Source organism: Mitsuaria sp. GD03876, assembly GCF_029840635.1.
Classification (GTDB): Bacteria; Pseudomonadota; Gammaproteobacteria; order Burkholderiales; family Burkholderiaceae_C; genus Roseateles.
In genome coordinates this window covers 28500-54887 of the sequence record NZ_JAOCCU010000017.1, presented here as the reverse complement: position 1 = coordinate 54887, position 26388 = coordinate 28500, and the positions used below count along the sequence as shown (strand labels likewise).

The window sequence follows — 26388 nt, the reverse complement described above, 5'->3', positions numbered from 1 at the left end:
TCGCCGAGCCAGGCCGGCACTCCAGACATGACAGCGATGAAGAACGCACTGCGCCTCACCACCCTCGCCCTGCTGATGCAGCTGGGCGGTCTCGCGATGGCGGCCCCGCCGCAATCGGGCCTCGAGCTCAAGAGCTTCGACAAGCAGGTCCGCCCGCAGGACGACCTGTTCCGCGCCGCCAACGGCCACTGGCTGTCCACCACCGAGATCCCGGCGGACAAGGCCTCGTACGGCGCCTTCGTGCAGCTGCGCGACCTGTCCGACAAGCGCGCGCGCGGCATCATCGAGGAGCTGGCGAAGAAGAAGGGCCAGGCGGGCAGCGTCGAGCAGAAGATCGGCGACTACTACGCGTCCTACATGAACACGGCGGCCATCGACAAGGCCGGCCTGGCGCCGATCCAGCCGCAGCTCGACAGCATCGCCGCGATCCAGACGCGCCAGCAGCTGGCCGCGTGGCTGGGCAAGCAGATGGGCGTGGTCGACACCCCGGTGCCGCTGGCCATCGAGGCCGACTTCAAGGAGCCGACCGTCAACCGGCTGCTGACCTGGCAAGGCGGCATCGGCCTGCCGGACCGCGACTACTACCTCAAGAAGGACGACGAGCGCCTGTCCAAGGCGCGCGACGCCTACAAGGCCTATGTCCAGACGCTGGCCAAGGCGGCGGGCCTGAAGGATCCGGCCGCGGTGGCCGATCGCGTGATGGCCTTCGAGCACGGCCTGGCCGAGGTGCAGTGGGACAAGGTCGAGAACCGCGACCCGGTCAAGCTCTACAACCCGATGACGCCGGCGGAGCTGGCGCAGAAGGCGCCGGGCTTCGACTGGGCGGCCTTCTTCGAGGCGGCCTCGCTGCCGGGCCTGGACAAGCTGTCGGCCTCGCAGCCGAGCTACCTGGTCGGCGTGGCCAAGCTGCTCAACGACGTGCCGCTGGACGACATCAAGACCTACCTGACCATCCGCGTGCTGGACGGCGCGGCGGACACGCTGCCCAAGGCCTACCGCGACGCGCACTTCGCCTTCCACGGCACCGCGCTGACGGGCGCCAAGAGCGAGAAGCCGCGCTGGCAGCAGGCCGTGGACAACGTCAACGGCGCGCTGGGCGAGGCCGTCGGCGAGGTCTACGTCAAGCGCTACTTCCCGGCCGCCGACAAGGCGCGGATGCTGGAGCTGGTCAACAACCTGCTGGCCTCGTACAAGGACTCGATCGACAAGCTGACCTGGATGACGCCGGCCACCAAGGCGCAGGCGCAGGACAAGCTGTCCAAGTACATGGTGAAGATCGGCTACCCGGACGTCTGGCGCGACTACGGCAAGCTGGAAGTCCGCGCCGGCGACCCGGTGGGCAACGGCCTGCGCTCGGCCCGCTTCGAATGGCAGCGCCAGGCCGCCAAGGCCAGCAAGCCGGTCGACCGCCGCGAATGGCTGATGACGCCGCAGACCGTCAACGCCTACTACAACCCGACGCTCAACGAGATCGTCTTCCCGGCCGCGATCCTGCAGCCGCCCTTCTACAACACGAAGGCGGACGACGCGACCAACTACGGCGCCATCGGCGCGGTGATCGGGCATGAGATCAGCCACGGCTTCGACGACCAGGGCAGCCAGTTCGACGGCACCGGCGCGCTGCGCAACTGGTGGACCGACGAGGACCGCAAGGCCTTCGAGGCCATCGGCGCGAAGCTGGTCGCGCAGTACGAGGGCTACGAGCCGATCCCCGGCAAGCACCTGAACGGCAAGCTGACGCTGGGCGAGAACATCGCCGACCTGTCGGGCCTGCAGATCGCCTACAAGGCCTACCTGCGCTCGCTGGGCGGCAAGCCCGCGCCGGTGATCGACGGCTTCACCGGCGAGCAGCGCTTCTTCATGGGCTGGTCGCAGGCCTGGCGCGAGAAGTCGCGCGAGGAACGCCGGCTGCAGCTGCTGACGGTGGATCCGCACTCGCCGGCCGAGTTCCGCGCCAACGGTGCCGCGATCAACCACGACGGCTTCCACGAGGCCTTCAAGACCAAGCCGGGCGACAAGATGTTCAAGTCCAGCGAGGACCGCATCCGGATCTGGTGATCGGATCCCTGACGACGAAGCGGCCGGTCATCCCGGCCGCTTTTTTTTCAGTGCGCGAGACCGTCCCGGTCCAGCGCGCGGCTCGCGCCGAGCAGCGGCGCCTGGTCGGCCTGCTGCACGACGAAGGTCGGGATCGCGCGCAGGTAGGAGGTCAGCCGGCCGCCCGCCTCGAAGCGCGCCCGGAACGGGCTGCGGTCGAACCACTCGCCCAGGCGCGGCACGATGCCGCCGCCGATGTACATCCCGCCGCGCGCGCCCAGCGTCAGCGCAACATGCGCCGCGATGTCGCCCAGCAGCGCGCAGAACATCGCCACGACGTCGCTGCTGAACGGCTCGCCCGCCAGCGCCGCCGCGGTGATCGCCGGCGCCGCCCGGCCCTCGCCCGGCGCGAGCCGCAGCCCGCGCAACTCGGCCAGCGCCATGTAGAGGTTCTCCAGCCCCGGCCCGGACACCGCGCGCTCCGCCGACACATGGCCGAAGCGCGCGTGCAGCAGGTCCAGCACGGCCCGCTCCTCGGGCACGTACGACGCGAGCGTGGCATGCCCGCCCTCGCCGCCGACGGCGACCATCGTCGTGCCGTCCTCCGACGGCAGCAGGCCCGACACCCCGAGCCCGGTGCCCGGTCCCACCAGCCCCATCGCCGCCCCGGCGACGACCTCGCCGCCCCCGACGCGCCGCACCGCCTCCGGCCCGAGCGCAGGCAGCGCCAGCGCCAGCGCGGTGAAGTCGTTGAGCACCAGCAGCCGCTCCGCCCCCAGCGCCGACTGCAGCGCGCGGGTGGAGAAGCTCCAGTGGTGGTTGGTCATCCGGACATGGTCGCCGGTGATCGCCGTCGCGATGCCGATCGCGCAGCTGCGCGGCGTCGGCAGGCCCTCGCGATGCAGGTGATAGAAGATCGCGTCGGCCAGCGTGTCGAAGTCCCGGCAGGGATACCGGGCCAGGTGCTCGAGCGGTTCCGCCTCGCCGCCCTGGCTGGCGAAGCGCACGTGCGTCGCGCCCACGTCCGCCAGCAACCGCGTCGGCGCCATGTCGCCCTGACTCATGCCTCGTGCTCCTTCACCGGTCCGTCCTGTCGCGCGGCGCCGCCGTGAGGTCACGGGCGCGCCGCCGAAAGCCCCGGATGCTGCCACAGTCCGTCCGCCGTTCCCCGGCCACGACCGCGCGCCCGACCGGTGTTTAGCGGGCGCCGCGCAACGCAGCGCCTCCGCGACGCCGCCTCGGCGCCGCCGCCGCCATGCCGCCCTTCAGCGCGGCGCCGCGCGGAAGGCCGCGATCAGGTCCCGGTACCAGTGGGCGCTGTCCTTGGCCAGGCGCTGCTGGGTCGCGTAGTCGACATGGAACAGCCCGAAGCGCTTCTGGTAGCCGGAGTTCCACTCGAAGTTGTCCAGCAGGCTCCAGTAGAAGTAGCCCCGCACGTCCGCGCCCAGCGCCACCGCCTGCGCCAGCGCCTCCAGGTGGCCGCGCAGGTAGGCGATGCGCGCCTGGTCCGGCACGCGGCCGTCGACGACCGCGTCGGCGTTGGCCATGCCGTTCTCGGTGATGACGATCGGCGGCGGCGTGTACTCGCGGGTGATGCGCAGCAGGTGCTGCGTCAGCGCCTGCGGGTAGATCTCCCAGCCCATGTCGGTGAAGCCCAGCTCCCCCGGCGGCGTCACGAACTGCTGCCGCCCGTTGAGCACGCTGCGCGTGTAGAAGTTGATGCCCAGGAAGTCCAGCGGCTGCTGGATCAGCGCGAGGTCGCCGGCCTCGATCACCGGCGCGTCGGCGCCCAGGTGCTCGACGATGTCGGCCGGGTACTGGCCGCGGAACACCGGGTCCATGTACCAGCGCACGTTGGTGCCGTCGTCGATGCGCGCGGCGCGTCGGTCCGCCTCGCTCAGCGGATCGGCCGGGAAGGACGGCGTGTGGTTCAGCACGATGCCCAACTGCGCGGACGAGCCCACCGCGCGCATCGCCTGGATCGCCGCGCCATGCATCATCAGCAGGTGGTGCGAGACCTGGTAGGCCTCGGCGCGATTCGTGTGGCCGGGCGCGAACTGCGCCGTCTCGTAGCCGAGCGTGGCCGAGCACCACGGCTCGTTCAGCGTCGCGATCGTCGCCAGGCGGTCGCCGAAGCGCCGCGCGATCTCGGCCGCGTACTCCGCGAACAGCGGCACCACGTCGCGCGACAGCAGCCCGCCGATCGAGTCGTCCAGCGCCTGCGGCAGGTCCCAGTGGTACAGCGTCGCGTTGGGCTTGATGCCGGCGGCCAGCAGCTCGTCGATCAGCCGGTCGTAGAAGGCGAAGCCGGCCTCGTTCCACGCGCCGCGGCCCAGCGGCTGCACCCGCGGCCAGGAGAACGAGAAGCGGTAGGACTCCAGGCCCAGCCACTGCATCAGCTTCACGTCCTCCGGATAGCGGCGGTAGTGGTCGCAGGCCACGTCGATCGTGGAGGCGTCCTTGATGCGGCCGGGCTGGGCGCAGAAGCGGTCCCAGATCGATTCGCCCTTGCCGTCCTCGCGGGCCGCGCCCTCGATCTGCGCGGCGCTGGTGGCGGACCCCCACTGGAAGTCCGCCGGCAGCGACTGGATCAGCGATTGGAGGGTGGCGGTGTCGGCGGCGGGAGTGGCGTCGTTCGCGTGCATGGTGGTGAGGGTCGAGGTCGTCGATGTCGTCGGGGACGACGGGGTCGGGGAGGAAGAGGAGGACATGGCGTGGGCGCGTCCGGAGCGGGGGGCGCGGCGCGGCCCTAGCCGCGCACCGCCCCCGAGGTGAGCCCGGCGACCAGGCGCCGGGCGCTGAAGAAATAGGCGACCAGCAGCGGCGCCATCGCGATGGCGCTGCCGATCATCAGCGCGCCCCATTCGGTGTTGTTGGGCGCCTGCATCGAGCGCAGCGCCAGCGGCAGCGTGTAGTGCTCGGCCGAACGCATCACCACCAGCGGCGCGACGAAGTTGTTCCAGCTGGCGATGAAGGTGATCAGTCCCAGCGTGCCCAGCGCCGGCGTCAGCAGCGGCAGCACGACGGACCAGAAGATGCGGAACTCGCCGCAGCCGTCGATGCGCGCGGCGTCGATCAGGTCGCGCGGGATGGCCGAGCCGATGTACTGCCGCATCAGGAAGATGCCCAGCGCGCTGGCCGCCGCCGGCACGTACAGCGCGCGCGGCTCGTCGATCCAGCCCAACGCGTCCATGACCATGAAGCTGGGGATCATGTGCAGGAAGGCCGGCAGCATCATCGAGCCCAGCACGACCGCGAACAGCGCGCGCTGGAAGCGGAAGCGGTAGATCGCGAAGGCGTAGCCGGCCAGCGCGCACAGCAGCAGGTTCAGCGCGGTCGTCATCGACGCGACGTACAGGCTCATGCCGAGGTTGCGCCAGAACGGCAGGCGCTCCTCGAGCAGCCGCAGGTTGGACGGCGCGGCGTCGCCGAACCACAGCGGCGGCGGCGTGTCGAAGATCTCCGCGCGGCCGTGCGTCGCGAAGACGAAGGTGAAGTACAGCGGCGACACCAGCACCAGCGCGCCGGCCGCGACGATCAGCCAGGCCAGCCAGGGCCGGCGCGCCGTCGATCCGGCGCCACGCCGGACGGTGGTGCCGACGATCGGGCGGGCGATGTCAGCGCGCGCCATGGCCGCCTCCCGCGTCGCGTCCGAACAGCTTCGCGTTGACCCAGGTCAGCGCGGCGATCAGCACGAACATCAGCCACGACATCGCCGACGCGGTGCCGAAGTCGCCGTCCGAGAACGCAGTCCGGTACATGAAGATCGCCGTCGTCATCACCGACGAGGCGACGCCCTTCTCGCCGTCGACGAGGATGAAGGGCTCCTCGAACAGCTGCAGGTTGCCCACGATCGTCAGCGTCACCGCGAAGAACATCATCGGCTTGAGCAGCGGCAGCGTGACGTGGCGGAACTGCTGCCACTCGCTCGCGCCGTCCAGCGTCGCGGCCTCGTAGAGGTCCTTGTCGATGACCTGCAGGCCCGACAGGTAGAGCACCAGGTTCCAGCCCAGGTAGCGCCAGAACACGACGAAGGCCACCGCCGGCCGCGTCACGTCGGCGTCGCCGAGCCAGTCGATGCCGCCGTCCTTCACCGCCGTCAGCGCGGCCAGCGGGCTGCCGATGAACGGGATGCGCGTCAGCTCCGCCAGCGCGGCGTTGATCAGGCCGTAGTCCTTCGAGTACAGCGTGGAGAAGATCAGCGCGATCGCGACGCTGGAGGTGATGTACGGGACGAAGTAGGCGCCGACGACCAGGTCGCGGCCGCGCTTGATCCGGCGGTGGATGAAGAAGGCCAGCGGCAGCGCCACCAGGTGCTGCGGCAGGCCCGCGACCAGCGCGAACCAGGCGGTGTTGTAGAGCGCGTCCCAGAACCACGGGTCGGTGAGCGCGTAGCCGTAGTTCTCCAGGCCGACCCAATGCATCGTGTGCAGGCCCTCGGCCGGATTCCACTGCTGCAGCGACAGGAAGATCGAGAACAGCAGCGGGAACAGGCTGAAGACCAGGAACAGCGCGAAGAACGGCGCGATGAACAGGTAGGGCGCGAGCTTGCGCGAGCGCAGCGCGGGCAGGCGCGGCGACGCGAGGCGGAGCAGCAGGGAGCGGAGCGCACGCATCGGGGGCCTTCAGCGGCGGCGCGCGCGGCGCTCGATCAGGAAACGCGCGTCGGCCAGGGCCTCGGCGATGGCCTTGCCCTTGGCGACGACGCGCTCGAACTCGTCGCGGATCACCGTCGTGGCCAGCGCGTCGAAGCGGTTGACCGGGATCGCCGGGATCCGCGCGGCGGTCTCGCGCCAGAGCTGGCGCGCGCGCTGTCCGCCGAGGAAGGCGATCGGCTCGTCCATCACCGGGTCGAGATGCGCCGAGCGCAGCGCGGGGAAGCTGTCGAGCACCTTCAGCGACTCGAGCTGGACCTGCGGATCGGCCGTCATCAGCCGGATGAAGTCCCAGGCGGCCGCCGGGTTCGCGGCCTTCTTCGGGATCGCGTAGAACGAGCCGCCGTAGGCCGCCCGCACGCCGCCGGGCAGCGGCGCCGAGCGCCACAGACCCGCCGTGCCGGGCGCGATCCAGTTGCGCAGCTGGCCGACCAGCCAGGCGCCCATCATCTGCGTGGCGATGCGGCCCTGCTTGAAGCCGGCCGCCCAGTCGTTGGTCCACGCGATCGCGCGCGCGTCCAGGCCGGCACGGCGCGCCGCGCGGCCGAGCTCGAAGGCGTGACGGAAGCGCGCCGACTCGACCAGCACGCGGCCCTCGGCGTCGAAGTACAGGCCCTCGCCGTCCTGCAGGCCCTGGCGCAGCGCGATGTCGCGCAGGTCCGCCGCGTCGGCCATCAGGTAGGCGCCGGTGGCCTTGCGGATGCGCTCGCCGGCGGCCAGGTAGGCGGACCAGTCGCGGGTGATCTCCGCCTCCGACACGCCGGCGCGGTCCAGCAGGTCCTTGCGGTAGATCAGCGTGCCCGGGCCGATGTCGGCCGGGATCGCGACCTGCGCGCCGCCCGGGCCGGCGCCCTGCGCCATCGCGAAGCGGACGTACTCGTCGGCGTGCGCGGCGGCATGGAACGGCGCCTGGTTCAGGTCGAGGAAGCCGCCGGAGCCGGCGAACTTGCCGATGTAGCGCAGGTCGATCGCCATCACGTCGGGCAGGCCGGAGCCGGTGGCCAGCGCGGTCGTCATCGACAGGTGGTGGTCGGCGTACTGCATCGACAGCAGCTTGAGCTCGACCGCCGGATGCAGCGCGCGCCAGCGCGGCGCGGCCGCGATCGCGGCGCGGTCGAGATCGGGAAAGGTGGCGACGCGCAGCACCGTGTCCGGCGCGCGCGTCGCGGGGAAGGCCGTGCCGGGCACGGCGGCCGCGAGGCCGGCGGCCAGCAGCGCGCGCGCCGCGGTCCGCCGATGCACGTGGCCCATCGTCACGTCGCTCAGAAGGTGTAGCCGACGTTCACGCCGAAGGTGCGCGGCGCGGCGTACTGCGCGGTCCAGACCGGATTGGCGAAGCTGACCGCGCTGCCGGCGCTGGTCTTGATCTTCTCGTCCGAGACGTTGCGCACGAAGGCATCGGCGTACCAGTTCTTCTTCGACGTGTAGCGCACGCTGACGTCGGCCGTCGAATAGGCCTTCTGCCGGTCGCCGTCGCCCAGGTTGAACACCGACAGCCAGTTGGCGGTCTGGTAGTGGAAGTTGATGCGCGGCGCGATCTGGTCGCCGTTGGACAGCGGGAAGACGTGCTCGTACATCAGCTGCAGCGCGAACTTGGGCGCGTGCGGCAGCTCGTTGCCGGTCACGTTCAGGCAGGAGCCGGTCAGGTTGGGCTCGGTGCAGGCCGGCAGCTGGTAGTCGTTGGACGCCGCCACCAGCGCGCCGAGCTTGGTCTTCGTGTACGAGGCCGACAGCATCAGCTTGTCGTCGTTGGTGACCATCCAGGCGGTCTCGAGCTCGATGCCCGAGACCTTCGCGCCCTCGGCGTTGGAGTAGGCGAACTGGCGGTTGCCGTTGACGATCACCGGCGCGCTGAACTGGAAGTCCTTGAACTTCATGTGGTACGCGCTGACGTTGAACGTCATGCGGCCGTCCAGCAGCGAGGTCTTGTAGCCGACCTCGTAGTTGGTCAGCGTCTCCGGGCCGTAGGGCAGGCCGCCGTCGCCGGTGCCGCCGGACTTGTAGCCGGTGGACACGCTGGCGTAGGCCATCGAGCTCTTGTCGATGTCGTAGGCCGCGCGCGCCAGCCAGGTGGTCTTGGAGCCGGTGTAGTGCGCGTCGTTGATGTTGCCGGCGATGTAGCCGTTGGCCGGGTTGGTCGGGTCGATGGTGGGGTTCAGCGGGATCTGCGGCGCGGTCGGGTCGTTGTTCCAGGTCCAGCCGCGGCCGCCGATGTTCTTGCGGTCGTCGTGCGTGTAGCGCAGGCCGCCGGTCAGGTGGAAGGCGTCGCTGACGTTCCAGGTCGCCTGGCCGAAGGCGGCCTTGGAATCGACCGTCTCCTTGGGCTGGATGAACGAGCCCTGCCAGCCCACGGTGCCCTGCTGGGTGCCGTTGATGATCGGGATGTCGAAGCGGATGCCGTTGTCCTCGGCCGCGTAGTACAGGCCCAGCACCCACTCCAGCGCCTGCTTCTGCGTGCTCTGCAGCGTCAGTTCATGGCTCTGGCTGCGGTAGCTGGTCCAGACGGTGTTGTCTTCCTGGTGGTTGGCGCCGGTGGTGAAGCTGGTCGGCATCTGCACGCCGAGGTCCTGGTCGTAGGTGCCCGAGCCCTTGAAGTGGGTGTAGCCCGCGACGTAGGCCAGCGCCATGCCGCCCAGGTCGTACTCCATGCGGCTGCGGATCGAGGTCGAGTCGCGCTTGAGCGTCGGCGCGGTGTCGATCAGCGCGGACCAGAGCTTCTCGCCGGCGCGCGGCGTCTGCATCAGGCTCATCGCCGGCGTGCCGCGGTCGGCGAACTGCTCGACCGACACGTCCCAGCGGAAGGCCTTCACCGGCTGCCACAGGAAGCTCAGCCGCGCGGCGGTCTGGTCCTGCGCGTTGTACTTGGGCCCGCCGGTCACGAACAGGTTGTAGTTGATCGGCTGGAACGGCGGGAAGGTGCCGCCGGTGTTGCCCGCGTTGTAGGCCGCCTGCTGCTGCGCGAGCGTGTACTGCGTCGGCTTCTGGTAGTCGACGTAGCCGTCGTGCTGCTCGTGGATGAAGGCCACGCGCATCGCCAGCGTGTCGGCCAGCGGCACGTTCACCGCGCCCTTGACGCCCAGGCGGTTGTAGCTGCCGGTGCCGCCCTCGATGTAGCCGGAGCTGTCCTTGAGCACCGGCTTGGCGGTCTTCATGTTGATCGCGCCGACGGTGGAGTTGCGCCCCCACAGCGTGCCCTGCGGGCCGCGCAGCACCTCGATGCCGTCGAGGTCGAACAGCATCGTCGCGGCGCCCTCGGGGCGCGGCGCGAAGACGCCGTCGACGAACAGCGCGACCTCGGGGTCGGCGTACTCGGTCTTGGCCGAGTCGTTGCCGATGCCGCGCAGCGTGATGCTGACGATGCCGTGGTCGCCCTGCCCCGTGCCCTGCATGCTGGGCACCAGGTTGAACACGTCGAGCATGCTCTTGACGTGGGCGTCGTCCAGCGTGGACGAGCTGATCGCGGTCACCGCGATCGGGGTCTTCTGCAGCGAGGTCGTGCGCTTGGTCGCGGTCACGACGACCTGCGGCAGCGCCTTGCCTTCCTTGGCGTCGGCGGTGGCGGCGGAAGGCGAAGCGGTCTCGGCCTGCGGCGCCGGCGCGGGGGACTCGGTGGATTGGGCGTGCGCGGCGCCGGCCAGCAGCGCGAGCACGGCGATCTGGACGGGCGAAGCCAGGCCAAGGCGCGGCCGGCGGATAAGGCGGTCAGTCATGTTGTCTCCAGGGTGGGCTCTTGAAGTGAAGCTCTGTTCCGGGGGCTTGTTCTTGTAGTTTGAGTACATCGTAGGCAACGCATGACAACGTTGTCAACGGGTCGGTTGACATCGTTGTCATTTTGCTCACTATCATTTACCCGTAGTGCCGGCGAGCCGCTGTTCATCGAGCATCCCGCGCACACCCCCCATGCATCGAGGGCCGGCACAGGCCCCCAAGGAGACAGCGCCATGCAAGCGATCCAGGACATCCTCATCGTCGGCGGCGGCACCGCCGGCTGGCTGACCGCCGCGTTCCTCGCGCGGCAACTCGGCACCGCGCGCGGCGGCGTGCGCATCACGCTGGTGGAGTCCAGCGACATCGGCATCATCGGCGTCGGCGAAGGGACCTTCCCCTCGATCCGGGGGACGCTGTCGGCGATCGGGATCCCGGAGTCGCGTTTCCTCGAGGCCTGCTCGGCGACCTACAAGCAGGGCATCCGCTTCGAGCATTGGGTGCGCGCGCCGGGGACACCCGGCGCCGATCACTACTTCCACCCCTTCAGCTTCCCGAGCCAGCGCCCCGGCGCGCCGGAGCTGCTGCCGTACTGGTTGATGGGCGAGGCGGGCGAGGGACGCGCCTTCGCCGAGGCGGCGACGCTGCAGAAGGCGGTGGCCGACGCGCGGCACGGCCCCAAGCGCGCGGCCGACGGCGACTACCTCGGTCCGCTGAACTACGCCTATCACTTCGACGCCGGACGATTCGCGGCGCTGCTCGCGGAGCACGGCCAGGCGCTCGGCGTGAAGCGGGTGATCGCGACGGTGGATCGCGTCGACCTCGATGACCAGGGCGCGATCGCCGCGGTCCACACGCGCGAGGCCGGCACGCTGACGGCCGGGCTCTACATCGATTGCAGCGGCTTCCGCGCGCGGCTGATCGGGGAGGCGCTCGGATCGCCGTTCAAGTCGATGCGCGACGTGCTCTTCGTCGACCGCGCGATGGCGATGCAGGTGCCGTACGCGCGACCCGACGCGCCGATCGCCTCGTACACGATCGCCAGCGCCCAACAGCACGGCTGGATCTGGGACATCGGGCTGCAGGAGCGCCGCGGCATCGGCCATGTCTACAGCAGCCGGCATGGCGACGACGAGGAGGCGGAACGCACGCTGCGCCGCTACGTCGGCCCGGCCGGCGACGCGCTGACGCCGCGCAAGCTCACGCTGGACATCGGGTATCGCGAGACGCAGTGGGTGAAGAACTGCGTGGCGGTGGGGCTGTCCGGCGGCTTCCTGGAGCCGCTGGAGTCGTCGGGGATCGGGCTCATCGAGACGGCGGCCTACCTGATCGGCCAGCTGTTCCCGTTCGACGGCGACATGGCGCCGGTGGCCCGCCACTTCAACGCGTTCATGAAGGAGCGCTACGCGCGGGTCGTCGACTTCATCAAGCTGCACTACGCGCTGACGCAGCGCACCGACAGCGCGTTCTGGCGCGACAACGCCGATCCGGCGTCATGGACCGAATCCCTGAAGGCGCAGCTCGCGATGTGGCGCTGCCGGCCGCCGCAGCGGCTGGACTTCATCACCGACGTCGAGATGTACCCGCCCGCGAGCTGGCAGTACGTGCTCTACGGGATGGAATTCAAGACGACGCTCGGGGCCGCGACGGCGGCGCTGTCGCGCGGCGAGGAGGCGCGCCGGGAGTTCGCGACGATCGCGCAGCTGGGTGCGCACGCGCTGCGGGACCTGCCGCCGCACCGGGCCTTGATCGAGCAGATGCTCGGGAACCGGGACCGGCGCGCGGCCTGAGGCCGCCGCCCGTCAGGCCTTCTTCGCGCGCGGCGCCGTCTTGGCGCCCAGCGCGGCGGTGGAGTCGCGCACCACCAGCTCGTGCGGGAGCACGCGGTGGCGCACCTTCGCGGCCTCGTCCGGCTCCGCGTCGCGCGGCGGGCCGATGAGCAGCTCGACCGCGGCGCGCGCCATGTCGTCCATCGGCTGGCGGACCGTCGTCAGCGGCGGCCAGACCCGCGCCGCGGCCGGGGAATCGTCGAAGCCCGCGATCGAGAGATCGCCGGGCACCGACAGGCCCAGGCGCTGCGCGGCGGCCAGCACGCCCAGCGCCATGTCGTCGTTGCTCGCGAACACGGCCGTGGGGCGCTGGCGGCGGCTCAGCAGCTGGTAGGCCGCCTCGACGCCGGTGTCGAAGGTGAAGTCGCCCTGCACCACCAAGTCCTTGTCCAGCGCGATCTTGTGGGCCTTCAGCGCGGCGAGGTAGCCCTGGTAACGACGCCTGGAGGCGACCTGCTCCTTCGCGCCCTTGATGATCGCGATCCGCGTGTGGCCCAGGCTGATCAGCAGGTTGGTAATCTCCTCGGCGGCATGCACGTCGTCCATGCGCACGCTGGGATGCTCGGGCTCGTCGGCGGCCGGGGAGATCAGCACGCACGGGGTCTGGCTCTCGCGCAGCGCGCTCAGCACCTGCGGGTTGTCGCACAGCGGCGGGGTCAGGATCATGCCGTCCGGACGCAGCGCCGAGACCATGCGGTCGACCTGCATCGGGAGATCGGGGGCGTCGTTGTGCAGGGACTCGACGACGAGGTGATAACCGGCCTCGCGGCAGCGCAGCGTCGCGCCTTGCTGCACGCCGCCGACGAAGGCGGCGGACGGGTCGTAGTACAGCAGCCCGATCAGGAAGGAACGCCCGCCAGCCAGGCTGCGCGCGGACTGCTTGGGCCGGTACTTCAGGTCGGCCACGACCTTCAGCACCGCTTCCCGCGTCTCGCTGTGAACGCCCGGCTCCTGATTCAGCACCCGGGAAACCGTCTTGATGGAAACGCCGGCTTCGCGCGCGACGTCGATGATGGTGGCGGGTTTGATTGGCGGCATGAACGGTCCGGAAAGCTCGCCGGACTTTGCCATATGGACACGAAGCCGGAGCGCGCGGTCGAGTCCGAACCTGGGCGCCAATGAGAAAAGCCGGCGCGAGGCCGGCTTTTCGTATTTGGTGCCCAGGAGAGGACTCGAACCTCCACGGAGTTACCCGCTAGTACCTGAAACTAGTGCGTCTACCAATTCCGCCACCTGGGCTTTCAGGATTTGTCTTCGCGTCAACTGCGTTGCAGCGAAGAATTGGACTGTAGCACGGTTTTGGGAACTGGCAAGCGGTTCAGCCGCCCCAGTTCACTTTTCCAAGACGAGCGTGCGGATCCCACAACATCTGTACTCTCCGCGCCCAATCCAGCGTGCCCGGCTCCACCGCCGCCCAATGCGCCCGGTACGCCGCCTGCAACTGCGGCCCGACCCCGTGCTCCGCGCTGATCGACCCGCCCAGCTCCGCCACCAGCGCGTACAGCCCCTCGCGCAGGGCCAGTTCTTGCGCCCCGGTCAACGCGCCGGCCTCGGTCGGCCAGACCATGTTGAAGTGCATGCCCCCGTCGCCGAGGTGTCCGAAGTCGGCCAGCCGCACCTGCGGGAAGCGCTCGGCCAGCCAGGCCGCGCCGCGCTCGCGGAAGGCCATGAAGTGCCGCCGCGGCAGCGAGAGATCGAGCCCGATCACCTTGCCCTGCACCCGCAGCCCTTCGCTGATGCGATGGCGCAGGCCCCAGATCGCCTCGTCGGCGTCGAGGACCGCGTCCCGCACCCGTCCCGAGTCGAATTCCGCCTCCAGCCAGCCCTGCAGCAGGCCGCCCAGCGCCAGTTGATCGGCCGGCAGCTCGCTGCTGAGCTCGATGAGCATCGCGTAGTCCGGCAGTTGCCCGTCGAACCACCGCGCCACGTCCTGGCCGTGCAGGCCAGCCTCGAGCGCCGCGCGGCTGATGCCCTCGAAGGCCGAGACCAGGCCGCCCCAGCGCTGCATCACGTCCGCGTAGAGCGGGAAGACCGCGTCCAGCGACGCCGGCGCCACCAGCGCGACGGCGCGTTGCCGGGGCAGCGGCGCGAGCTTGATCGTGACCTCGCTGACCAACCCCAGGCTGCCGGAGGAGCCGATGAACAGCTGCCCCAGCGCCAACGCCGAGTTGTCCTTCTGCAGCCCTTGCCCGAGCCGCAACACCTGGCCCGCGGGCTCGGCGAGCACGACCTCGAGCGCCAGCGTGTTGGCCCGCACGTCGCCGTAGCGCAGCATCCGCGTGCCGCCGGTGTTGTGCGCGACCATGCCGCCGATCGACGGATCGGCGCTCAGGTCGACCGGGAACCACAGGCCGTGCGGCGCCAGCCGCTCATTGATCTCGGAGAGCTTGAAGCCCGACGACACGCGCAGCGTGCGGTCGAGCAGGTCCAGCTCGAAGACCTCGCGCAACCGCTCGGTGCTGAGCAGCACCTCGCCCGCGGCGTCGTCCGGCGTGCCGGCGCGCACCAGGCCGGTGTGGGCGCCCTGCACCACCACGCGCAGGCCGGCGGCGACGGCCAGCGCCAGCACGCGCGCCGCCTCGTCGCGGCTGCCGGGCCGCACCAGCGCCGCGGCCTGCCCGGCGGCGTAGCGCGCGGGCTGCAGGTAGCGGGGCTCGATGAACGGGCCGTCCTGGACGAAGGCGTCGCCGCAGACCGCGCGGGCCTCGGCGACGAAGCCCTGCGCGCTCGACAGGGTCAGCACGCCGCGGCCTCGCCGGCCGTGTCGGCGTCCGTGGCCGCGCCCGCCGTCATCTTGAAGATGCCGGTGGCGTTGCCCGCGTCGAAGGCCAGGTCCAGCGCCCCGCCCTCGTCCAGCGGCGCGCGCTGGATGAATTCGTGGAAGCTGCCCGGCACCTCGAGCATCACGCGCTGGCCGCGGTCCAGGAACTCGCGCATCACGCGCGCCGCCTTGAACGCGGTCTGGCGCACGCGCCCGGTGGCCGAGGTCTCGATCGTGTCCTTCACCGGCCGGTCCAGCGCGCGCTGCGCCGCGACGACGGCCTCGATGTCGGCCACGCGGTCGGTCGCATGGTTGAAGGCGTTGCCCTCGGTCGCGATCCAGGCCATCTCGGCCGATTCGGCCAGCAGCGCGTGGTAGTCGTCGGCCTCGAACAGCCCGTGCTGGCGCGCGAAGCAGCCGACCAGGCCCGGCAGCAGCGCGATCGCCGCGTCCGTCGCCAGGTCGCCGTCGCGGGCGAGGTGCTCCAGCATCGCCAGGTCGGCCGGCGACAGCGGATCCCGTGACGTCGCCAGCACGCGCGTCACCGCGCCCTGGAAGCTGCCGGAGAAACGCTCCGGATGCAGCTCCGAGACGAAGAACTGCGCGATGTCCTCGGGGAAGTCGGCATGGCGCCAGGCGCGGCCGGTCATCTTCAGGCGCGGCAGCGGATAGGTCGCCGCCATCGTGAAGCCCAGCGGCCGCAGCACGCGGGTGATCGCGGCCTCGCCGGGCGGCAGCGCGCCCGAGGGCCACGCCACCGTGCGCAGCGCGCCGTGGTCGAAGACCAGCGGCTGGCCCTCGCGCTGCAGGTCGGCGACGTAGGCGGCCGCCATCGGCACGCGCTGCGTCACGTCGAGGAACAGCGCCATGTTCAGCGCCTGCGCCAGCTCGGCGCGCGACACGCGCTCGCCGGCCGGCCGCAGCAGGCCCGGCACCACGCGCAGCCGCGCGAAGGCGGCCTGCGCCGCCTCGTCGCCGAGCGCGCCGCGCAGCAGCCGGTAGACGCCGCTGCCGGCGGCCTCGGCGATGCGCAGGTTCAGCGCGTTCTGCGCCTTCAGCTCCGCCGCGCGCTCAGACATCGAACTTCACGCCTTGCGCCAGCGGCAGTTCGCGCGAGTAGTTGACGGTGTTGGTCGTACGGCGCATGTAGGCCTTCCAGGCGTCGGAGCCGGATTCGCGGCCGCCGCCGGTCTCCTTCTCGCCGCCGAAGGCGCCGCCGATCTCCGCGCCCGAGGTGCCGATGTTCACGTTGGCGATGCCGCAATCGGACCCGCTGGCGCTGACGAAGGTCTCGGCCTCGCGGATGTCGTTGGTGAAGATCGCCGAGGACAGGCCCTGCGGCACGTCGTTCTGCAGCGCGATCGCCTCGTCCAGCGTCTTGTACTTCAGCGTGTACAGGATGGGCGCGAAGGTCTCGTGCTTCACGATCTCGGTCTGCGCCGGCATGCGGACCAGCGCCGGCACCGCGTAGAACGCCTCCGGGTACTGCGACGCCAGCGCGCGTTCGCCGCCGCTGACCTCGCCGCCCTGCTCGCGCGCGGCCTTCAGCGCCGATTGCATCGCGTCGAAGGCGCCCTGGTCGATCAGCGGGCCGATCAGGTTGCCGGGCTCGACCGGGCTGCCGATCTTGAGCTGCGCGCGGGCGCGGTCCAGGCGGGCGACCAGTTCGTCATGGATCGATTCATGGGCGATGACGCGGCGGGTGGTCGTGCAGCGCTGGCCGGCCGTGCCGTAGGCGCCGAACAGGATGCCGCGCACGGCCAGGTCCAGGTCGGCGCTCGGGGTGACGACGATCGCGTTGTTGCCGCCCAGTTCGAGCAGGCAGCGGCCGAAGCGCGCCGCGACGCGCGGGCCGACGGCGCGGCCCATGCGGGTCGAGCCGGTGGCCGAGACCAGCGCGACGCGCGGGTCGTCGACCAGGGCCTCGCCGACGGCGGCGCCGCCGATGACGACTTGCGACAGGTGGGCGGGCGCGCCGGCGTAGCGGGCGACGGCCTTCTCGAACAGCGCCTGCGTGGCGAGCGCCGTCAGCGGGGTCTTCTCGCTGGGCTTCCAGAGGCAGGTGTCGCCGCAGACCAGCGCCAGCGCCGAGTTCCAGGCCCACACCGCGACCGGGAAGTTGAAGGCCGAGATGATGCCCACCACGCCCAGCGGCAGGTACTGCTCCATCATCCGGTGGCCGGGGCGCTCGCTGGCGATGGTCAGGCCGTGCAGCTGGCGCGACAGGCCGACGGCGAAGTCGCAGATGTCGATCATTTCCTGCACTTCGCCTTCGCCCTCGCTGGTCACCTTGCCGGCTTCCAGCGAGACCAGGCGGGCCAGCGCGGCCTTGTTGGCGCGCAGTTCCTCGCCGAACAGGCGGACCAGTTCGCCGCGCTTGGGCGCCGGCACGGTGCGCCAGGCCAGGAAGGCCGTCTGCGCCTTGGCGATCGCCGCGGTCATGTCGGCGGCCTTGGCCTCGTGGACCGCGCCGATGACGGCGCCGTCGATCGGGCTGCGGACGGTCATGGAGCCGCCGGTGAAGGCGGCGGCCGGCACGCCCAGGGCGGCCAGCAGGTCGGTGGTGGTAGTCATCGCGGAATTCTCCTTCAGCCGATGGACTCAACCTGACGCGATTGCTGGTACGCCATGCCGAAGCGGTTGGCGAGGAAGTCCGGCAGCGCCACTTCTTCCTGGCGGATGAAGCCCTTCTGCGGCAGCTTGCCTTCGCGGAACAGGTCGACCGCGGCGCAGATGCCGGCGGCGGTGGTGATCTGGATCGCCGACAGCGGATGCGCGCCGTCGCGCTGCGCGAAGATCTTGCGGGCGAAGACTTCCTGCAGCAGCACGCCGTTCTTCATGCCCGACACGGTCACGAACACCAGCACCACGTCCTGCATCGTCGCCGGCATGCTCTTGCGCATGATGTCCTTGAGCTTCTCCTGGTCGTTCTTCAGCGCCAGGTCGTCCAGCAGGAACATCATCAGGTCGCGGTGACCCGGGTAGCGCACGGTCTTGTAGTCCAGGTTGCGGACCTTGCTGTCCCAGGTCTCGCACAGCGTGCCCAGGCCGCCGGAGGTGTTGAAGGCCTCGTACTCGACGCCGTCCAGCGAGAAGTGCTCCAGGCCTTCCAGCGGCAGCGCGGCGATGGTCTCGCCGTCGTGGATCGCCTCGCAGGGGTGGCAGTACTCGTTGATCAGGCCGTCGACCGACCAGGTCAGGTTGTACTTCAGCGCGTTGGTCGGGAAGGCCGGCAGCGCGCCGACGCGCATCTTCACGTCCTGCAGCGTGTCGAAGCTCTTGGCCAGGTGGTGCGCGACGATGCCGATGAAGCCGGGCGCCAGGCCGCATTGCGGCATGAAGGCGGTCTTGGCGCCTTCGGCGATGCGCTTGATCTCCTTGGTCGCGGCGACGTCCTCGGTCAGGTCGAAGTAGTGGCAGCCGGCTTCCAGCGCCATGTGCGCCGCGGTGATCGCCAGGTGGTACGGCAGCGCGTTGACGACGACGTCATGCCCGCGCAGCGCGGCGGCCAGCTGGGCCTTGTCCTCGGTGTCCACGGCCTTGGTCGCCACGCCCTGGCCGGCGAGCAGCTTCAGCGCGCCCTCGCTCTTGTCCATCACGGTGACCTGGTAGTCGCCGCTGCCCTGCAGCAGTCGCGCGATCGTCTGGCCGATGTGTCCGGCGCCCAGCAGTGCCACTTTCATGTCGTGCTCCTTGTGATCCTGAAGAGGAAGAGTTGTGAGATGCGATGGCCGCAGTGTCCGAAGCTCCTCCGACGAAAGAAAGCGCGAGTTCGACGAAAAACACCTCTATGCTGACGATTCGTCATCCGATTCATTCATTCCGGCGAAAACAAGGGTTTATCCCGAGCTCCCCATGAACGCGAAGAAGACTGCCCCGGCATCCATTCCCTCGGCCTCCGTTTCCCCCGCGGCCGACGCGACGCCCGCTCCCACCGCGACGCTGCGCGACCGGACCGACCGCGACCTGATCGCGCTGCTGCAGGCCAACGCGCGGGAGAGCACCGCGGACCTCGCACGCAAGTTGGGCGTGGCCCGCACCACGGTGGTGGCGCGGCTGGCGCGGCTGGAGGCCGACGGCCTGATCGCCGGCTACACCGTGCGGCTGGGCGGCGAGGCGGTGGAGCGCGGCGTGCAGGCCTTCGTCGGCATCACGGTGCAGCCGCGCGCGGGGCGGGAGGTGGTGAAGCGGCTGTCGCGGCTGCCGGAGTTGCTGCAACTGGCGTCGGTCAGCGGCGAGTTCGACTACATGGCCACGCTGCGGGCCGACAGCACCGCGCGGCTGGACGCGCTGCTGGACGAGATCGGCGAGATCGAGGGCGTCATCAAGACCCACACCTCGGTGCTGCTGGCGCTGCGCGTGGACCGCGGCGCCTGAGCGCGCGCGGCATGTCGGCTTCGTTGAGCGCGGGTAACGCCATGTTCCGGGGGCCGGCGGGCGTCAACGCGGCCGGTTGGCATGCCGTTTGCACGGGATGTGTCGCCAGCTCCAGGAGCGCACCATGTCCAAGCGTCCCGTCACCGCCCCCCACGTCCCGCCGATCGTCCTCGGCATGAAGGCCCTCGCGATCCTCGCGGTGGCCTGGGGCGCGCTCTATCCGGCGTTGCTGTGGGGACTGGGCGCGGTGCTGCCCTGAGCCCGGCGGCGACTTCTGCCCTCACTCCGGAGTCCGCCATGAAAGCCCCTGCCCATCCGGGCGGCGTCGCGCCGCCCCGCGTCCGCCCCGCCGCCGGCCACCGGTGGCGCCGCATGCTGCTGCGCGCGATCGGCCTCGTCGTCGCCGTGCTGGCGCTGCTGGCCGCGATGGCCTGGCTCGACCACGCCGAAGGCGACCTGCGCCTGGTCCAGGCGCCGTCCTCGTCGCCGTCGTTCGCGCCCTCGGCATTCGCGCCGTCGGCGACAACGCTCTCTTGATCCGAAGCGCACTGGTGCGGTCCTCCGGGCGCGGGCATAGTCCGCGCCGCAAAGGAGCGACTTCACCATGTGGGCCCTCATCCTCGGACTGATCCTCTTCCTCGGACCGCACTCGGTCCGCCTCGTCGCGCCGGCCTGGCGCGACGCCCGCTTCGCCGCCTGGGGCGAGAAACGCTGGAAGCTGAGCTACAGCCTGGTCTCGGCGATCGGCCTCGTGCTGATCATCTGGGGCTATGGGCAGGCGCGGCTCGATCCGCATCCGCTGTGGGCCACGCCGCGCGGCATGAACCACCTGGCCGGGCTGCTCATGCTGCCGTCGCTGGTGCTGCTGGCGGCCTCGCATGTGCCGCGCAACCACTTCAAGGCGGGCCTGCGTCATCCGATGCTGATCGCCGTGATGCTGTGGGCCGCCGGGCACCTGGCGGCCAACAACACCGTCGCGGACGTGGCGCTGTTCGGCGCCTTCCTGGCCTGGGCGGTGCTGGACTACCTCTCGGCTCGCCGCCGCGAGACGCCGCCGCCCGCGGGCACCGCGAAGGGGACGGCGATCTCGGTGGCGATCGGCGTGGTCGCCTGGATCGCGCTGGTCCTGGGCCTGCACCGGCTGATCATCGGCGTCAGCCCGTTTCCGACGATGGGCTGAGCGCCAACGACAAGGGCCGGTCGCCCGGCCCTGGTCCCTCGCCGCCGCGCCGTCCGGGCGCGGTCTCGGCGTCGCCTCACAGGCTGCGCTTGCGCTGCAGCACCAGCAGCCAGAAGCAGAGCCCCGCCACCACCAGGCCACCGAAGAACTGCGGCTCCAGCGCGGCCTGGAACACCTGCGGCAGGCCGTCGCGGGCGTAGTCGGGGAAGGCGAACAGCGTGTTGAAGAAGTCCTGCATGTCCAGGCCGTCGTCATTCGTCATGATCATGCGGGTGCCGCTCTGGATCCAGGCGCTGGCGACGCCGTCCATCTGCACCTTGAGGGTGTGCACGATGGCGTCGGCGATCGGCGTGTCCTTGTAGATCTTCAGGAAGCCGCCGACCAGCACGACCAGCAGCGGCGCGCCCCAGCGCTTGAGCCAGGCGGACGCGGCCATCAGCGCCAGCGCGATCGGCGCGATCCAGAGCGAGGCCATCACCACGCCGACGGAGGTCCGCACCGCCAGCCAGACGGCGGCCTGGATGAGCGCGCTCCACTGCGTCTGGTGCAGCGCGGCGACGCCGAATTCCTTGAACGCCATGGCCGTGCCGACGACCGCGCCGCCGGCGATGCCCAGCACGATGGCGACGATCGGCATCAGCACGCCGTGCGCCAGGATCGGCGCGCCCAGGGCGGCCGCGTGGCTGCCGGGCAGCGAGGACCAGAACTCGATCGAGCGGTCCTGCTGGTCGCGCCGGGCCAGGCCCAGCAACTGGTAGCCGGAGACCGACAGCGCCAGCACCATCACGAGGCCCGCCGTCATCAGGCCGGCGATCAGCGCGACCGGTTCGGGGCTGGGCACGTTGATGCCCTCCACCTGGCTGATCGGCACCAGGACCAGCATCAGCAGGATCGGCGCGAGCACGATGCCGATCCAGGCCCACTTGTGTTGCAGCCATTCGCGCAGCAGCAGCGTGTTGAAGAGCGTCATGGGATGTCCTTCGAGGGGTTCGGGGCGGTCAGGCCGACTCGGGCGTGCGGGCCTGGATCTCCGGCTTGCGGGTCAGGGCCATGAAGAGGTCGACCAGGCTGGGGCGCACGCGCTGGCCGAGGTGGGCGACGGTGTCGGGCAGGACGCCGTCGAACAGCGCGGCGGGGCGGCCCTGCACGCGGTAGCGCAGCAGCGGGTGGTTGGCGGCGACGGCCTCGGCGGCTTCCGGGTCGTGGGACAGCGCGACGAAGCGCTCGTCCATGTCGGCCAGCGAGATGTCCAGCACCAGCCGGCCCTCGTCGAGCATCAGGACGTCGGACAGCAGCGACTCGACTTCCTCGACCTGGTGGGTGGAGATGAGCACGGAGCGCTCGCCGTCGCACCACTCGTCGATGAGCATCTCGTAGAAGCTCTTGCGGGACATCACGTCCAGGCCGAGCGTGGGCTCGTCCAGGATCATGAGCCGGGCGTCGATGGCGGCGACCAGCGCGAGGTGCAGCTGCGTGACCATGCCCTTGGAGAGCTGCTTGACCTTGTCGTTCTCGGTGACCGAGGTTCGCTTGAGCAGCTGGCGGGCGCGGTCGGCGGAGAACTTCGGCTGCAGGCCCTGCATCAGGCGGATCAGTTCCGAGACGCGGGCCCAGCGCGGCAGCACGGCGACGTCGGGGATGTAGCACAGCGAGGTGAGCAGCTGGCCGCGGTGGCTGCTGGGGTCCAGGCCGAGGACGCGGAGCTCGCCCTCGGGGCGCTTGAGGCCGACGAGGGCCTTCATCAGCGAGGTCTTGCCGGCGCCGTTGTGGCCGAGCAGTCCGACGACGCGGCCGGCGGGGATGGTGAAGGTCAGGTCCTGCAAGGCCGCCTTGCGGCCGTAGCGCAGGCTGAGGCCCTTGGCCTCGATGAGCGTGTTCATGCGTCCTCCCAATTCAGGTCCGAGGGCGAGAGGCCCAGGCGGCGGATCTTTTCCCGCAGGCGCGGCCATTCCTCCTGGAGGAACTGTTCGCGCTCGGAGTGCAGCAAGCGGATGCGGGCGCCGTCGCGGACGTACATGCCCATGCCGCGCCGGCTCTCGAGCAGCCCCTCGTCGACCAGGGCCTGCAGGGCGCGGCTGACGGTCAGGGGGTTGATCAGGTACTGGCTGGCGAGCGCGCGCACGGACGGCAGCGCCTCGCCTTCGGGAGGATCGCCGTCGAGCAGCTGCGACGCGAGGCGGTCGGCGAGCTGCTGGTAGATCGGCGCTTGATCGTTCCAGCTGTGCATGACGCGAGGCGCCGGGGCGCCGGTGTGTTGCTGATGTAGCACACCATAGCAATCACCCACCTCGATCAACTAGCGAACGGCGACGAAGTGCAGAAATGGGGGGTTGAACTGAAAACGCGAACCCGTCCGTCTCGATTGCACGCTCCAACGCCGCCGCCGCCCCCGGATCGCGCGCCCGCCCCCAGGGAACTCCGCCCACCAGGACCCAAGCCCCCATCGCTCCCGGAATGCGAATAGAAAACGCGAACCATTCGTCGTATTCTTCTCGCCAATGCGACGACTTGATCGCATTTCCACGAACAACCCAACGCGGCCCCGCGCCGCCCCCGATGCGATGACGACCACCCTGGCCACGCCCCCCCTTCTCGCCCTGCTCGAGCGCCTGTTCACGCAGGCCGATGCCGCCACCAGCCCCGCGCTGGCGGACATCAGCCGCGAGGAGCGTCTGCGCCTCATGCGCAGCAAGACCGACTACCTGGACCTCTACGGCCGCCTCAAGGACCTGTGGCTGCCGGTGTCCCGCGAGACCGGCACGCTGCTCTACCTCCTGGCGCGCAGCTCCGGCGCCCGCCACATCGTCGAGTTCGGCACCTCCTTCGGCATCTCCACGCTGCACCTGGCCGCCGCGCTGCGCGACAACGGCGGCGGCCGCCTGATCACCAGCGAGTTCGAACCCGCCAAGGTGGCCAAGGCCCGCGAGCACCTCGTCGAGGGCGGCCTCGCCGACCTGGTGGAGATCCGCGCCGGTGACGCGCTGCAGACGCTGGCCGTGGACCTGCCCGACACCATCGACCTCGTCCTGCTCGACGGCGCCAAGTCGCTGTACGCCGACGTGCTGGACCTGCTCGAAAGCCGGCTGCGACCCGGCGCGCTGATCGCGGCCGACAACACCGACTACTGCCCCGAGTACCTCGAGCGCGTCCGCCGTCCCGGCGGCGGCTACCTCTCGGTGCCGGTCGGCGACGACGTCGAGCTGTCGATCCGCGTCGGCTGAGCGCCGCCTCTCCGGCCTTCCCGGCCTCCCCGGCTTCCGGGTCGATCCCACCCCGGCCACGGCCGCCCGATCCGGCGGCCGGCATCGCCACGCCTGGGCGCGACCCCTTTCCTCCGTACACACCATGACCCGCTCCATCGACGCGACCTCCGGCCCATCTCCGGGAACATCCTCCGGAACATCCCCCGGCACGTCCCCCGGCGCCTCCCCCGGGCAGGCCGGCAGCACCGTCTTCCGGACCCTGCTGCCGCTGACGCTGACCGTGTTCATCGGCTTCCTGACCATCGGCATCCAGCTGCCCGTCCTGCCCCTGCACGTGCATCGCACGCTGGGCATGGACGAGCTGGTCGTCGGCCTGGTTATCGGCTCCCAGTTCGCGGCCGCCCTGCTCTCGCGCGCCTGGGCCGGCAACTTCGCCGACCTCCGCGGCACGCATCGCGCGGTCCGCCTGGGCCTGGCGCTGTCCGCCAGCTCCGGCTTCGTCTACCTGCTGTCGCTGGCCTTCCTGCCGAGTCCGTCGACCTCGCTCTGGATCCTGGTCGCCGGCCGCCTGCTGCTCGCGCTCGGCGAAAGCCTGCTCGTCACCGGCGCGATCGGCTGGGGCATCGGGCTCGTCGGCCCGCAGAACGCCGGCAAGGTGATGGCCTGGATCGGCACCGCCATCTATGGCGCCTTCGCGGTCGGCGCGCCGCTGGGCGTCGCCCTGAACGCCAGCCGCGGCTTCGTCGGCATCGCCGCGGCGATCCTGGTGATCCCGGTCGTGGCGATCGGCATCGTCTCGCGCGTCGCCGCGCTGCCGCCGTTGGCCAGCCGCCGCACGCCGTTCTACTCGGTGCTGAGCGCCGTCAGCGGTCCCGGCCTCGGCCTGGCGCTGTGCAGCGTCGGCTTCGGCGTGATCACCGCCTTCATCGCGCTGCTGTTCGCGTCCAAGCGCTGGGGCGATTCGTCGATGGCGTTCACCGCCTTCGGCGTCGCCTTCATCGGCGCGCGCATCTTCTTCAGCCACCTGCCCGACAAGATCGGCGGCGCCAAGGTGGCGCTGGTCTGCGTCGTCATCGAGGCCGTCGGCCTGCTGATGATCTGGCAGGCGGACTCGGCGGCCATGGCCTACCTCGGCACGGCGATCACCGCGTTCGGCTACTCGCTGGCGTTCCCCGGCTTCGGCGTGGAGGCCGTCCGGCGCGCGCCGCCCCAGGCGCGCAGCCTGGCGATGGGCGCCTACGTCGCGTTCCTGGACCTGTCGCTCGGCATCGTCAGCCCGGCGGCCGGCGCGCTGGCCAAGGCCTACACGGTCGACGCCGTCTACCTCGCGGGCGCCGTCGCCGTCGCGCTGTCCGCCCTGGTGGCGTTCGCGCTGCTGGTGTCCAAGCCGCAGGGAGCCGCCCGTGGCTGACACCGTCCGCACGTCCCCCCGTCCCCTCGCCCGCCGGGCGGTGCCGGTGGCCCTGACCGCCGTCGCGCTGGCGGCCGTCATGGGCCCGCTCTACGCCTGGCGCGCGCATCGACAGGCCGCGCCGCCGCCCCCGCCGCCTGGACCGACGCAGGTGGCCACCACGCGCGTGACGATGCGCGACGCCGGCGCCGACATCCAGGCCATCGGCAGCCTGGAGGCGGTGCGCGAGGTGCTGGTCGCGCCCGACACGGCCGGCCGGGTGACGGCGATCGCCTTCGAGCCGGGACAGTCCGTTCCGGCCGGCGCCGTGCTGCTGCAGCTCTACGACGCGCCCGAGCGCGCGGACCGCGTCGCCGCCGAGGCCAAGGCCGCCTTCGCCGAGCAGCACCTGGCGCGCACCCGGCAGCTCGTCCCGAGCGGCGCCGAATCGCGCGAGACGCTGGAGCTGCGCCAGTCCGAGGCGGACCAGGCGCGCGCCGCAGTCCGGCAGCTCGATGCCCGCATCGAGCAGAAGACGGTGCGCGCGCCGTTCGCCGGACAGCTCGGCCTGCGACGCGTCAATCCCGGCCAGTACCTGAACGCCGGCCAGGCCATCGCGACGCTGACGCAGCTGGATCCGCTGCACGTCAACTTCACCGTGCCGCAGCAGCGGCTGGCGGAGCTGGCGGTGGGCCGGCCCGTGCAGGTGGCGGTCGACGGCCTGCCGGGCCGGACCTTCGTCGCGAAGGTCAGCGCCATCGAACCCCGCGTCGAGGGCACGACGCGCAACGTCACCGTGCAGGCGCTGCTGCCCAACCCGGACCGGTCGCTCAAGTCCGGCATGTACGCGACGGTGCGCGTGCCGTCGGCGGCGTCGACCGCCGCGCCGGCCGCGACGCAGGCCGCGGTCGTCCCGCTGACCGCCGTGGTCACGACCGCCTCCGGCGACACCGTCGTCCGCGTCCGCGACGTGGACGCGCAGGGCGTCGGCGGCATCGAGGTCGTGCCCGTCCAGGTGCTGCGCACGGTGGGCGACGAGGCCCTGCTCAAGGACGGCCTGGCCGCCGGCGACCTCGTGATCGTCGCCGGCCAGAACCGCCTGCGGCCGGGCGCGAAGGTGCGCACCGGTCCCGCGCGATCCCCCGACGCCGCGCCGCCCGCGCCGTCCAGGCCGGCCGCCTCGTCCGGTCCGGCCGCTTCGTCGCCGATGGCCTCGGGCGCGCCGTCCGCGCCCTCCCGCTGAGAGATCCC

The 26388-nt window shown here is 70.9% G+C and carries 23 protein-coding genes and 1 tRNA gene; 9 read left to right on the top strand and 15 right to left on the bottom strand.

What is annotated here, in order from left to right:
* Positions 1–36 precede the first annotated feature (36 nt).
* Positions 37–2058: a M13 family metallopeptidase gene (locus N5D62_RS12860; RefSeq protein WP_279758216.1), complete on the top strand. Its 2022-nt coding sequence runs from the start codon at positions 37–39 to the stop codon at positions 2056–2058.
* A gap of 47 nt (positions 2059–2105) precedes the next feature.
* Here N5D62_RS12860 and glk read toward each other — a convergent pair whose 3' ends face one another.
* The 6 genes from glk to N5D62_RS12830 all read right to left on the bottom strand — a co-directional run bounded on the left by glk (position 2106) and on the right by N5D62_RS12830 (position 10402).
* Positions 2106–3101: a glucokinase gene (glk, locus tag N5D62_RS12855; RefSeq protein ID WP_279758215.1), complete on the bottom strand. Its 996-nt coding sequence runs from the start codon at positions 3099–3101 to the stop codon at positions 2106–2108.
* A 201-nt stretch (positions 3102–3302) separates the two neighbouring features.
* Positions 3303–4748 (bottom strand): GH1 family beta-glucosidase, encoded by a 1446-nt coding sequence (locus N5D62_RS12850; RefSeq protein WP_279758214.1) that lies wholly within the window; start codon positions 4746–4748, stop codon positions 3303–3305.
* A 38-nt stretch (positions 4749–4786) separates the two neighbouring features.
* Complete coding sequence (locus N5D62_RS12845) at positions 4787–5668, bottom strand: carbohydrate ABC transporter permease (protein WP_279758213.1); 882 nt, start codon at positions 5666–5668, stop codon at positions 4787–4789.
* The gene (locus N5D62_RS12840) at positions 5655–6653 is read right to left on the bottom strand and encodes a sugar ABC transporter permease (protein WP_279758212.1); all 999 of its coding nucleotides are present in this window, start codon (positions 6651–6653) and stop codon (positions 5655–5657) included. The genes N5D62_RS12845 and N5D62_RS12840 overlap by 14 nt, the downstream gene beginning before the upstream one ends.
* A 9-nt stretch (positions 6654–6662) precedes the next feature.
* The gene (locus tag N5D62_RS12835) at positions 6663–7943 is read right to left on the bottom strand and encodes an extracellular solute-binding protein (protein WP_279758211.1); all 1281 of its coding nucleotides are present in this window, start codon (positions 7941–7943) and stop codon (positions 6663–6665) included.
* Positions 7944–7954: 11 nt separating this feature from the next.
* Positions 7955–10402, bottom strand: a complete 2448-nt coding sequence (locus N5D62_RS12830; RefSeq protein ID WP_279758210.1) for a TonB-dependent receptor — start codon at positions 10400–10402, stop codon at positions 7955–7957.
* A gap of 231 nt (positions 10403–10633) precedes the next feature.
* Between N5D62_RS12830 and N5D62_RS12825 the strand changes: the two genes are divergently transcribed.
* Positions 10634–12187 carry a tryptophan 7-halogenase gene (locus N5D62_RS12825; protein WP_279758209.1) on the top strand — a complete coding sequence of 518 codons (1554 nt, stop codon included), beginning with the start codon at positions 10634–10636 and terminating at the stop codon, positions 12185–12187.
* Between the two features lie 12 nt (positions 12188–12199).
* Here the strand turns inward: N5D62_RS12825 and N5D62_RS12820 are convergent, their stop codons facing one another.
* From N5D62_RS12820 to N5D62_RS12795, 6 genes are all read right to left on the bottom strand, one after another.
* Entirely contained in the window at positions 12200–13264 is a 1065-nt protein-coding gene (locus N5D62_RS12820; RefSeq protein ID WP_279758208.1) for a LacI family DNA-binding transcriptional regulator, read from the bottom strand.
* A 116-nt stretch (positions 13265–13380) separates the two neighbouring features.
* Positions 13381–13465, bottom strand: a tRNA-Leu gene (locus N5D62_RS12815).
* Positions 13466–13544: 79 nt separating this feature from the next.
* The gene (locus N5D62_RS12810; RefSeq protein ID WP_279758207.1) at positions 13545–14969 is read right to left on the bottom strand and encodes an FAD-binding oxidoreductase; all 1425 of its coding nucleotides are present in this window, start codon (positions 14967–14969) and stop codon (positions 13545–13547) included.
* Complete coding sequence (locus tag N5D62_RS12805; RefSeq protein ID WP_279758206.1) at positions 14963–16066, bottom strand: DUF1338 family protein; 1104 nt, start codon at positions 16064–16066, stop codon at positions 14963–14965. The genes N5D62_RS12810 and N5D62_RS12805 overlap by 7 nt, the downstream gene beginning before the upstream one ends.
* Positions 16059–17561, bottom strand: coding sequence for an aldehyde dehydrogenase family protein (locus tag N5D62_RS12800; protein WP_279758205.1), 1503 nt, complete (start codon positions 17559–17561; stop codon positions 16059–16061). The genes N5D62_RS12805 and N5D62_RS12800 overlap by 8 nt, the downstream gene beginning before the upstream one ends.
* Positions 17562–17575: 14 nt before the next feature.
* Positions 17576–18670 (bottom strand): saccharopine dehydrogenase NADP-binding domain-containing protein, encoded by a 1095-nt coding sequence (locus tag N5D62_RS12795; RefSeq protein ID WP_279758204.1) that lies wholly within the window; start codon positions 18668–18670, stop codon positions 17576–17578.
* 172 nt (positions 18671–18842) lie between these two features.
* On the opposite strand from N5D62_RS12795, the gene N5D62_RS12790 reads away from it, so the two are divergent.
* From N5D62_RS12790 to N5D62_RS12775, 4 genes are all read left to right on the top strand, one after another.
* Positions 18843–19364 (top strand): Lrp/AsnC family transcriptional regulator, encoded by a 522-nt coding sequence (locus N5D62_RS12790; protein WP_279758203.1) that lies wholly within the window; start codon positions 18843–18845, stop codon positions 19362–19364.
* A 124-nt stretch (positions 19365–19488) separates the two neighbouring features.
* Positions 19489–19623, top strand: a complete 135-nt coding sequence (locus N5D62_RS12785) for a hypothetical protein (protein ID WP_279758202.1) — start codon at positions 19489–19491, stop codon at positions 19621–19623.
* Positions 19624–19661: 38 nt separating this feature from the next.
* Positions 19662–19901 (top strand): hypothetical protein, encoded by a 240-nt coding sequence (locus tag N5D62_RS12780; protein WP_279758201.1) that lies wholly within the window; start codon positions 19662–19664, stop codon positions 19899–19901.
* Positions 19902–19968: 67 nt separating this feature from the next.
* The gene (locus N5D62_RS12775; RefSeq protein ID WP_279758200.1) at positions 19969–20544 is read left to right on the top strand and encodes an NnrU family protein; all 576 of its coding nucleotides are present in this window, start codon (positions 19969–19971) and stop codon (positions 20542–20544) included.
* Between the two features lie 76 nt (positions 20545–20620).
* Here N5D62_RS12775 and N5D62_RS12770 read toward each other — a convergent pair whose 3' ends face one another.
* The 3 genes from N5D62_RS12770 to N5D62_RS12760 are packed head-to-tail and all read right to left on the bottom strand — an operon-like array spanning position 20621 to position 22771.
* On the bottom strand, positions 20621–21514 hold the full coding sequence (locus N5D62_RS12770; RefSeq protein WP_279758199.1) for a hypothetical protein: 894 nt from the start codon (positions 21512–21514) through the stop codon (positions 20621–20623).
* Between the two features lie 28 nt (positions 21515–21542).
* The gene (locus tag N5D62_RS12765; protein WP_279758198.1) at positions 21543–22424 is read right to left on the bottom strand and encodes an ABC transporter ATP-binding protein; all 882 of its coding nucleotides are present in this window, start codon (positions 22422–22424) and stop codon (positions 21543–21545) included.
* Positions 22421–22771, bottom strand: a complete 351-nt coding sequence (locus N5D62_RS12760; protein ID WP_279758197.1) for a GntR family transcriptional regulator — start codon at positions 22769–22771, stop codon at positions 22421–22423. The genes N5D62_RS12765 and N5D62_RS12760 overlap by 4 nt, the downstream gene beginning before the upstream one ends.
* Positions 22772–23105: 334 nt before the next feature.
* Here N5D62_RS12760 and N5D62_RS12755 point away from each other — a divergent pair, with 334 nt between their 5' ends.
* From N5D62_RS12755 to N5D62_RS12745, 3 genes are all read left to right on the top strand, one after another.
* On the top strand, positions 23106–23765 hold the full coding sequence (locus N5D62_RS12755) for a class I SAM-dependent methyltransferase (protein ID WP_279758196.1): 660 nt from the start codon (positions 23106–23108) through the stop codon (positions 23763–23765).
* Positions 23766–23889: 124 nt separating this feature from the next.
* Positions 23890–25158, top strand: a complete 1269-nt coding sequence (locus tag N5D62_RS12750; protein ID WP_279758195.1) for an arabinose transporter — start codon at positions 23890–23892, stop codon at positions 25156–25158.
* Positions 25151–26380 carry an efflux RND transporter periplasmic adaptor subunit gene (locus N5D62_RS12745; protein WP_279758194.1) on the top strand — a complete coding sequence of 410 codons (1230 nt, stop codon included), beginning with the start codon at positions 25151–25153 and terminating at the stop codon, positions 26378–26380. The genes N5D62_RS12750 and N5D62_RS12745 overlap by 8 nt, the downstream gene beginning before the upstream one ends.
* Positions 26381–26388 lie beyond the last annotated feature (8 nt).

What these genes read in the sequence shown, in the direction of transcription:
- N5D62_RS12860 (WP_279758216.1), top strand. Translation starts at nt 37, where the DNA reads ATGAAGAACGCACTGCGCCTCACCACCCTCGCCCTGCTGATGCAGCTG.
- glk (WP_279758215.1), bottom strand. Translation starts at nt 3,101, where the DNA reads ATGAGTCAGGGCGACATGGCGCCGACGCGGTTGCTGGCGGACGTGGGC.
- N5D62_RS12850 (WP_279758214.1), bottom strand. Translation starts at nt 4,748, where the DNA reads ATGTCCTCCTCTTCCTCCCCGACCCCGTCGTCCCCGACGACATCGACG.
- N5D62_RS12845 (WP_279758213.1), bottom strand. Translation starts at nt 5,668, where the DNA reads ATGGCGCGCGCTGACATCGCCCGCCCGATCGTCGGCACCACCGTCCGG.
- N5D62_RS12840 (WP_279758212.1), bottom strand. Translation starts at nt 6,653, where the DNA reads ATGCGTGCGCTCCGCTCCCTGCTGCTCCGCCTCGCGTCGCCGCGCCTG.
- N5D62_RS12835 (WP_279758211.1), bottom strand. Translation starts at nt 7,943, where the DNA reads ATGGGCCACGTGCATCGGCGGACCGCGGCGCGCGCGCTGCTGGCCGCC.
- N5D62_RS12830 (WP_279758210.1), bottom strand. Translation starts at nt 10,402, where the DNA reads ATGACTGACCGCCTTATCCGCCGGCCGCGCCTTGGCCTGGCTTCGCCC.
- N5D62_RS12825 (WP_279758209.1), top strand. Translation starts at nt 10,634, where the DNA reads ATGCAAGCGATCCAGGACATCCTCATCGTCGGCGGCGGCACCGCCGGC.
- N5D62_RS12820 (WP_279758208.1), bottom strand. Translation starts at nt 13,264, where the DNA reads ATGCCGCCAATCAAACCCGCCACCATCATCGACGTCGCGCGCGAAGCC.
- N5D62_RS12805 (WP_279758206.1), bottom strand. Translation starts at nt 16,066, where the DNA reads ATGTCTGAGCGCGCGGCGGAGCTGAAGGCGCAGAACGCGCTGAACCTG.
- N5D62_RS12800 (WP_279758205.1), bottom strand. Translation starts at nt 17,561, where the DNA reads ATGACTACCACCACCGACCTGCTGGCCGCCCTGGGCGTGCCGGCCGCC.
- N5D62_RS12795 (WP_279758204.1), bottom strand. Translation starts at nt 18,670, where the DNA reads ATGAAAGTGGCACTGCTGGGCGCCGGACACATCGGCCAGACGATCGCG.
- N5D62_RS12790 (WP_279758203.1), top strand. Translation starts at nt 18,843, where the DNA reads ATGAACGCGAAGAAGACTGCCCCGGCATCCATTCCCTCGGCCTCCGTT.
- N5D62_RS12785 (WP_279758202.1), top strand. Translation starts at nt 19,489, where the DNA reads ATGTCCAAGCGTCCCGTCACCGCCCCCCACGTCCCGCCGATCGTCCTC.
- N5D62_RS12780 (WP_279758201.1), top strand. Translation starts at nt 19,662, where the DNA reads ATGAAAGCCCCTGCCCATCCGGGCGGCGTCGCGCCGCCCCGCGTCCGC.
- N5D62_RS12775 (WP_279758200.1), top strand. Translation starts at nt 19,969, where the DNA reads ATGTGGGCCCTCATCCTCGGACTGATCCTCTTCCTCGGACCGCACTCG.
- N5D62_RS12770 (WP_279758199.1), bottom strand. Translation starts at nt 21,514, where the DNA reads ATGACGCTCTTCAACACGCTGCTGCTGCGCGAATGGCTGCAACACAAG.
- N5D62_RS12765 (WP_279758198.1), bottom strand. Translation starts at nt 22,424, where the DNA reads ATGAACACGCTCATCGAGGCCAAGGGCCTCAGCCTGCGCTACGGCCGC.
- N5D62_RS12760 (WP_279758197.1), bottom strand. Translation starts at nt 22,771, where the DNA reads ATGCACAGCTGGAACGATCAAGCGCCGATCTACCAGCAGCTCGCCGAC.
- N5D62_RS12755 (WP_279758196.1), top strand. Translation starts at nt 23,106, where the DNA reads ATGACGACCACCCTGGCCACGCCCCCCCTTCTCGCCCTGCTCGAGCGC.
- N5D62_RS12750 (WP_279758195.1), top strand. Translation starts at nt 23,890, where the DNA reads ATGACCCGCTCCATCGACGCGACCTCCGGCCCATCTCCGGGAACATCC.